The sequence below is a fragment of the Wolbachia endosymbiont of Nomada ferruginata genome, from assembly GCF_001675785.1.
Taxonomy (GTDB): domain Bacteria; phylum Pseudomonadota; class Alphaproteobacteria; order Rickettsiales; family Anaplasmataceae; genus Wolbachia; species Wolbachia pipientis.
This window is the reverse complement of the sequence record NZ_LYUY01000072.1, coordinates 1-7,403: the sequence shown is the minus strand read 5'-3', so window position 1 is coordinate 7,403 and position 7,403 is coordinate 1. Positions and strand designations below refer to the sequence as shown.

The 7,403-nt window shown below is 36.9% G+C and carries 5 protein-coding genes and 3 pseudogenes; 6 read left to right on the top strand and 2 right to left on the bottom strand.

The window, feature by feature from the left end:
- From BA053_RS07810 to BA053_RS04595, 4 genes and pseudogenes are all read left to right on the top strand, one after another.
- Positions 1–627, top strand: a pseudogene (locus BA053_RS07810) (hypothetical protein); the annotation flags it as partial.
- Positions 628–777: 150 nt separating this feature from the next.
- Positions 778–927, top strand: coding sequence for a hypothetical protein (locus BA053_RS07420; RefSeq protein WP_156518109.1), 150 nt, complete (start codon positions 778–780; stop codon positions 925–927).
- Positions 928–1,164: 237 nt separating this feature from the next.
- Positions 1,165–1,356, top strand: coding sequence for a hypothetical protein (locus BA053_RS04600; RefSeq protein WP_065095443.1), 192 nt, complete (start codon positions 1,165–1,167; stop codon positions 1,354–1,356).
- Positions 1,357–1,393: 37 nt separating this feature from the next.
- Positions 1,394–3,541 carry a hypothetical protein gene (locus BA053_RS04595; protein ID WP_065106813.1) on the top strand — a complete coding sequence of 716 codons (2,148 nt, stop codon included), beginning with the start codon at positions 1,394–1,396 and terminating at the stop codon, positions 3,539–3,541.
- Between the two features lie 197 nt (positions 3,542–3,738).
- Here BA053_RS04595 and uvrB read toward each other — a convergent pair whose 3' ends face one another.
- Both uvrB and BA053_RS04585 read right to left on the bottom strand, forming a co-directional pair.
- Positions 3,739–5,652, bottom strand: a complete 1,914-nt coding sequence (gene uvrB / locus BA053_RS04590; RefSeq protein WP_065095141.1) for an excinuclease ABC subunit UvrB — start codon at positions 5,650–5,652, stop codon at positions 3,739–3,741.
- Between the two features lie 394 nt (positions 5,653–6,046).
- Positions 6,047–6,367: pseudogene (locus tag BA053_RS04585) on the bottom strand (transposase); the annotation flags it as partial.
- A gap of 85 nt (positions 6,368–6,452) precedes the next feature.
- Here BA053_RS04585 and BA053_RS04580 point away from each other — a divergent pair.
- Together BA053_RS04580 and BA053_RS08625 are read left to right on the top strand one after the other, a co-directional pair.
- A pseudogene (locus tag BA053_RS04580) lies at positions 6,453–7,309 on the top strand (IS982 family transposase).
- A partial coding sequence (locus tag BA053_RS08625; RefSeq protein ID WP_369404179.1) for a transposase occupies positions 7,248–7,403 on the top strand: 156 nt, incomplete at its 3' end. The pseudogene BA053_RS04580 and the gene BA053_RS08625, both read left to right, overlap by 62 nt.

Below are 7,403 nucleotides of genomic sequence, written 5' to 3'. Positions count from 1 at the left end.
GTTGAGTTGGCGGCTGCGGTAGAGGCATCTACAGAAAAAGAAGATAAAAAAGCAGAAAAAACATCATTAAAAGAAGAAAATAAAGAAGTTTGCAAAGAAGTAGAAATAAAGGTAGATGAAAGAGAAAAACCTAAAGTGCCAGTTTCCCTTTTTGAAGTTTCACCCGGATTTGTAAGGCCAGTCCCTCTGAGCAAACCAGAGCTTGATCTTTTACCAAAGCCTATAATGCCTTCTATATTTAAGGAGGTTATAAACAATGAGAACCGCGAGGAAACAAAACCAAAAGTGGAAGAAGAGAAGAAAGCAAGACCTGAGGAACCGAAGAAAGAGGTGTGTCCACCGAAAGCTCCGGAGGAGGAGAAGCCAAAACAAGATCAGCGAAAAAGAGGTGGAAAATTTAAACTTGGTAATAGGAAATTAAGAAGAGCAAACCTAGATAACAGTAATAAACCTCCTGCGCACGATTATCCAATTGGTGATTGGCAAGCTCCATCAGGCACTAGTGATAAGTCTAATACTAGTGCTGATCAGCGTAGTTCTGCAAGTAATGCTCAACCACCAAAAGGATTGACTAATGATGTAAAAGTTGAGAAATGTGCAGAAGGTCAGTCAGTAGGAAAGACATAATCATGAAGGTAGTTAGATTACAGTGATTTCTTTTTTGTCATTCCAGTGCGTGACACTGGAATCCAGGCTGTGGGTTTGGTAAATGTAGGGTTTTATGTTAAAAGGGAGTGGTTTTGATGAAATTGCAAAGAACCAGTGTTAGCTACTTGGATGACAAAAAAGACTGGATCCCAGTGTCTGGGCACTGGGATGACACCTATGGGTATTTGGTATGACATAAAGAAACACGAGTGTCATTCAGCATCTTTTTTTGTCATTCCAGCGGGTGACGCTGGAATCCAGACTGTGCATTGGGTTTGATAAATGTAGGGTTTTATGTTAAAAAGGAGCGTTTTTGATGAAATTGCAAAAAAGACTAGATTCCAGTGTCTGGGCACTGGGATGACAAGAAAGGGTAGCACGTGACGCTGGAATCTTGAAAGTTGGGTTTTATGAAAAAGAGTGAATAAAATTTTTTGAAAAAAAATATAAAAAAGTGCTTGCACTTAATTTTATTTTTAGTATATTAATTACATAATATTTTTACTGGAGAGTAATATGCCGAATGATAATGATAATGATAATAAACGAAAATATGGTGACAATAATGCTCCTGGAGGAGGAAGAATTGACCTAAGTAAAGTAGACCCAAGGAGAGTTGATGACTTTACAGAGAGAATTAAGCGTGAGGAGGAGAGAAGGAAGCAAAATCAATCTAGTGGTCAAGGTAGTGGCAGAAGTGGTAAGTAACAGTAAATTTATGGTAATTTGAATAGGGAGGGTTATTATGCCTAATATAATGAATAAAGAATTAGTAAGAGCATTTAACATTATTCTTTGTGAAAATGATATTGGCATTACTAATTTTACTGTACAAAGCACAGATCAAACTTTTTTTAAGAAGGAAAATCGTATTATTATCTCATTTGATAAAGATATGGATGTTGGTCAATGCATGGAGTACTTGCACAATATAAAGGAAAGCATAGTAGAAACATTTTGTGGGAGTGAAAGTGGTGCTAATATGTCTTTTAATACAAAGTTTTTTCCTTTTAACTTTAATGAAAGGCAGTTGACTAAATATAAGGAGGGATATAAGCTTTTAGTGCCAATAGGTAAAGGTGTAGTTTTTAATCTAAAATGTTTACTAGCTAATGGGCTTGCGAGAGACGTCACAGGTGCTATGGGAAGAGATTGTGGTTTAGAATATGTAGAAGAGCATACGTCTGATAAAAGCTTTGACAGGAAATCTTATCTGTATTGTATGCGTTTCTATGATAAAAGGTTACAAGATTATTTTGTAGAGTCATTCTCGTCAAGGGTAAAAAATTATAAAAACGGCCCTAAAAGAACTGATGATTTTTTGAAAATCAAGGACAATTGTGTGTATATAAAGGCAAGCATTTTTGATAATGTTGAGTTCATTAGGAGGGTAGTAAAAAGAAAAGCATCTTTGATATGTCGTGACTTTCAGGTTCCAAGTAGCAAGGATGAAGTTGTTGAGAGTCTGAAATTTCCAATAATTGTTTTGCTTCGTGGAATGGGCATACCAGCTGATACTATATTGCATACTTCTTATACAGGCCATGGTGAGAATTCAGTTCTTGTACCTATTATACAAATTACTTCTGGTATTGGAGGCAAAGAAAATTGTAGACTTTTAAATAAGAAAGAAGTGGGCTATATTAATAATGTATTTGGTATGGTTGTGTTAAATAATGTTGAAGATTATATTTCACCAAAACACCTACCGGTATTTGGTAATCGAGGAGTATATGGAATAGACTTTTATGACAAAGACATTTCTTATTGTGTGCTGAATAAAATCATGGAAAGCTCTGTAATCAACAAAGACCATGAACTGTCCATTGACCCTGAGCTTCCTCGAACGCTATTAGCTGAAGCATCACCGACACGGGGGTGTCCCAAGCGGAGTCGTGGTGAAGGGTTAGAGAAGCATCCCAGGCGAAGATCAAAAAAAGAGGAAGAAACAGAGCCTTTTCGGGGGGTGCTGGGGGAAATAGATCCAAGTCAACCCACTTGTGGTCAATCACAGCTATCTTTAGGTGCTGGTGAAGGTATGCTAACAGAGGCTAATATTCGGGATCAGAAAATGACCTGTAGACCATCATCGATTCCTTTTCCTATAGCATGGGATAATTCAATGTCCTTAAATTCTGGGGTTTCTGAAGATTCTCCAAAAGATATGAAGAACATTTGTAATGAGGAACCTGAAAAACAGCAAGTTACTGATAAAAGTGATCGAAAAAGTAGTGATGAGTGTTTTGAAGCAAAGTCACAAGAAAGTGAATCTCCGGAGAAGAAACATGGGGGTGGTGTTCAAAAAATAAAAAAATTGCTCTCTTCACCTTTTAAGAAGCAATATGGCGTAAACCTTAAGCGACATGATGTAGGGCGTGATACAACGCGAAGTACTCCTGGAACTCCTGTAACTGAAAAACCACCTGTGTCTAAGCCATTTTTTTCATTCCCAACTAGAATAAAAGCAAAAAATAATCCACCCTCAGGAGTGACTTCTCCTACGCATGAAGGTGGACCAGAGTGGCAACAACGTCTTGATCCTGATCAGAGGGAGGAACTACGCCCATTTCTTTCTCCTGAGGAGCGAAAGAAGCTAAACTCCAACTATTTCTCCCCTGGGGAGGAGCGGCTTTTATATTTGACGCATGCTCTTGAGGGGAAAAGGGAGCTAAGCAGATCTCTATGTGAGGGTAAAGAATCACAGTTATTGCGACTTGCAGAAGCACAATTATCGTCACCTGATAACTCTAGTTCTAAAAAAGTTGATAGAGATAGTGGTTTTTGTTCTATGGGTTCTCCTGCTGTGCTACATAGGGGAAATGTCTCTTCAGAGTGCAAAGAGTGTAGTGTGCAACAGGCAAAGTATATGTCAAAAGTTTTGGAGAAAAATTGAGGTTTTTAGATATATCTTAACCACCCAAGTGTTTTATTAGGGTTGGAGCCAAAGTCCCTGACCCTGAAAGCACTGGTGTTAGTTTTTCTCATCCATTGCAGATATTGCACCGTACTAAATATTTAAAAAGTATTAATATAAAGATATCAATAAAATTATTTACACTTTCATGCTATGCCCATAGCATCATATATTACTTAACCTTGCAATAATTTTTTTATTCTTGCTGCTTCTTCAAACTCTAAATTTTCAGCATGCTCTATCATTTGCTTTCTCAAATCATCCTTATTAGTATTTACTTTCGGTTCTGCTATTGCCCTCTCCTGTAAGGTGTTTGATATAGGTTTTATTATAGTCTTTGGGATAATATTGTGCAATATATTATGTTCTTCTTGTTTTTTTCTTCTTCTTTCAGTCTCTTTTAACGCACGATCCAGAGAACCAGTGATTTTATCTGCATACAAAATTACTCTACCTTCAGCATTACGCGCAGCACGACCAATCGTTTGAATTAATGAAGTTTCCGATCGCAAAAATCCTTCTTTATCAGCATCCAAAATTGCAACCAACCCACACTCTGGAATATCAAGACCTTCCCTCAGCAAGTTAACACCTACTAAAACATCGATTTCTTTAGATCTCAATTTGTATATAATTTCTATTCTCTCCAGCGCAGCAATATCAGAATGCAAATAACTCACTCTCATATTCAATTCACTCATATATTCAGCTAAATTTTCAGCCATTTTTTTCGTCAATGTAGTGATTAAAACACAAAATCCCTTCCCTATTGTCACTTGTGCCTCATGAATTACATCATCAATTTGACTCTCTATTGGTTTTACAATGCAGATTGGGTCCGTAAGCCCTGTTGGACGGATAACTTGCTCTATAAATACATTATTGGTCTTTGCCAACTCATACTTTCCGGGAGTGGCTGAAATGTAAATAGTCTGCGGCCTAACTCCCTCCCACTCTTCAAATTTTAATGGACGATTATCAAAAGCGGAAGGGAGCCTGAAGCCATAGTCGATCAATTTCTTTTTACGCGCCTCATTACCACTGTACATCGCACCAACCTGAGGAACGGTGACATGACTCTCATCAACAAATAAAATTACGTCTTTAGGTAAATATTCAAACAAAGTAGGTGGTGGATCCCCAGCTTCCATTCCATAGAGATAACGCGAATAATTTTCAATACCTTTACTTATTCCTGTTGTTCTCATCATTTCGATATCAAAATTAGTGCGTTGCTCGAGGCGCTTTGCTTCAACAATCTTATTTTGCGAGTAGTAATAATCCAAGCGTTCATGCAGCTCTTTTTTGACTAGTTCAATTGCCTGCAACAAAGCCTCACGTGGGGTTATGTAATAGCTATTTGGAAAAATGGTGATTTTATTTACGCCTTTGGTAACATTGCCCGTTATAGCATCAACTTTAGAAATTTCTTCTATTTCATCGCCAAATAACGATAAACGCCAAGCTTTATTTTCATAATGGGAAGGAAATATATCAATAATATCGCCGCGCACTCTGAAATATCCTCTCTCAAACCTGGCATCAGAGCGCTTGTATTGAAGATCAGTTAAGTTGCTCAGGAAATCATTAATATGAATTTTATTTCCAACACTAAGCGGTATGATCATGCTGCGGTAGCTCTCAGGCGAACCAAGACCGTATATGCAGGAAACACTGGCAACTACGATCGTATCCCTGCGCTCCAAAAGGGAGCAGACGGTGGAATAACGCAGCATCTCAATTCTTTCGTTAATTGCAGAATCTTTTTCGATATAAGTATCAGTTTGTGGTAAATAGGCTTCAGGTTGATAATAATCATAATAAGAAATGAAGTATTCAACAGCATTATGGGGAAACAATCCTTTCATTTCCTCATAAAGCTGTGCTGCTAAAGTTTTATTGTGTGCCATAATTAATGCAGGCCTGTTTGTCCTTGCAATAACATTTGCCATAGTAAAAGTTTTCCCAGAACCAGTAACTCCAAGCAAAACCTGATCTCTTTTATTGCTATTTAGCCCTGCAATTAAGCTATCGATTGCCTGTGGTTGATCCCCAGCCGGTTGAAAATGTGTAGCGATTTGAAATTCCATAGACTTTACTTACTATCTTTGATTCATTGTATAGTAAACACTATATTGCTTTTAAGATAAGTTGTATAGCTATCGTAAAGCCATAAAACATTAACCAACAATGTCATGCAAGTAGCTGACACTGGAATCTTGTTTCAATGTTAAACAAAATACCATAGAATTCAAGAAGACAATTCCTAAAAAATCCCTACATCCAAAAAAAGGCAAAATGTTGCTTGAATAAGCTAAATTTTTTTAGATGCAAAAACAATAAAACATAGTTGATACTAAATTATAGTACTCCTATGACAACGTTACAAAAATTAAGGAAATGGATAGCTCTGATCAATTGGAATAGTATTTTCAGGTACCGGTGGTCAATATGACATTTTTAAAATAAAGATTTAGAACCTGTTTAAAATCTTCTCAATAGAAGAGAAATGAAGGAAAGAACGACCATTTGTAGGCTAGTGTTAAGTTTTCGCTCGCAATTTTTCCACAATCGTCTGCATTTTTCTAACCAAGAGAAAGATCGCTCTACAACCCATCTTTGTGGCAATACAGCAAAGGAATGTAATTCACTTCGTTTTATTACTTCTACAGTTGCTCCAATAATCGTTTTTATTTGAGTTGCAAAATTTTCTCCTGTATAACCTGCATCGACCAGTATATTTTTAACTTCCGAGAGGTTTTCTTTTGCGCTTTCAACCATTCTCACAGCACTGCTAACCCCAGTTGTAAATTAGAAAAAATAGAAAAGGTAAGGAAATAGGGTAAACTCCGAGGTATTTGATATTCATTCCTAAAATAGGAGGTTACCAATGAAAGAGAAAGTAACAGAAATCTTTTGTATAGTCGATGATTTTTGCAATACAGTCGATGAAAATTTTGCAGAAAAACTTCTACCAAGTGGCAAAAAACCAACCAGGACGCCAGAGATTACGCATTCAGAGATTTTTACCATAATATTGCTATATCACCAATCCAAGTGCGACAATTTTAAAATTTTCTATGTGCATTATTTGAAATTATTATACGAATCAGCGTTTCCAAAATTGCCATCCTATAGTAGGTTTATCAGGCTAAAATCGCGGGTTTTATGGTATTTAGCGCTCTTAATGCAATGGTTTTGCGAACAGTCAAAAGTGACAGGGATTTCGTACATAGATGCAACATCTATCGCTGTTTGCCATCCAAAAAGGACCTCGAGAAACAAAGTTTTCAAAGGGTTGGCAAAGATTGGAAAGACTACTTATGGGTGGTTTTTCGGTACATCTAGTAATCAATGAAACTGGCGAAATTCAAGGGGTTACGGTGATAAAAGGCAACGTTGATACCTGTGCCAAATTTAACTAAGAAATTAACTGGATTATTGTTTGGAGATAAAGGACATATCAAAAAAGATCTTTTTCACGAATTATTCGATAGAGGGTTAAAGCTTGTAACCAGTATAAAAAAGGGTATGAAAAACTCATTAATGGCGCTAAATGAGAAGATTTTGTTAAGAAAAAGATCGATTATTGAGACAGTTTTTGGCTCTCTGAAAAACAAATTTGAGATTGAGCATACTCGCCATAGATCACCGATAAATTTTTTGGTACACATTTTTTCTACGCTTGTTTCATATTCCATGCAGCCGAAAAAGCCCTGTATTTCTAAGCTTTACTTCGTTGGCTAATCCGCAACTGGGGTATATAGGGTTGACACCAAGGCAATATTCTTCTGGAGAAGTTGATCGGCATGGCAGCATATCAAAGATGGGACCAGCGGAA

What these genes read in the sequence shown, in the direction of transcription:
- BA053_RS07420 (WP_156518109.1), top strand. Translation starts at nt 778, where the DNA reads ATGACAAAAAAGACTGGATCCCAGTGTCTGGGCACTGGGATGACACCT.
- BA053_RS04600 (WP_065095443.1), top strand. Translation starts at nt 1,165, where the DNA reads ATGCCGAATGATAATGATAATGATAATAAACGAAAATATGGTGACAAT.
- BA053_RS04595 (WP_065106813.1), top strand. Translation starts at nt 1,394, where the DNA reads ATGCCTAATATAATGAATAAAGAATTAGTAAGAGCATTTAACATTATT.
- uvrB (WP_065095141.1), bottom strand. Translation starts at nt 5,652, where the DNA reads ATGGAATTTCAAATCGCTACACATTTTCAACCGGCTGGGGATCAACCA.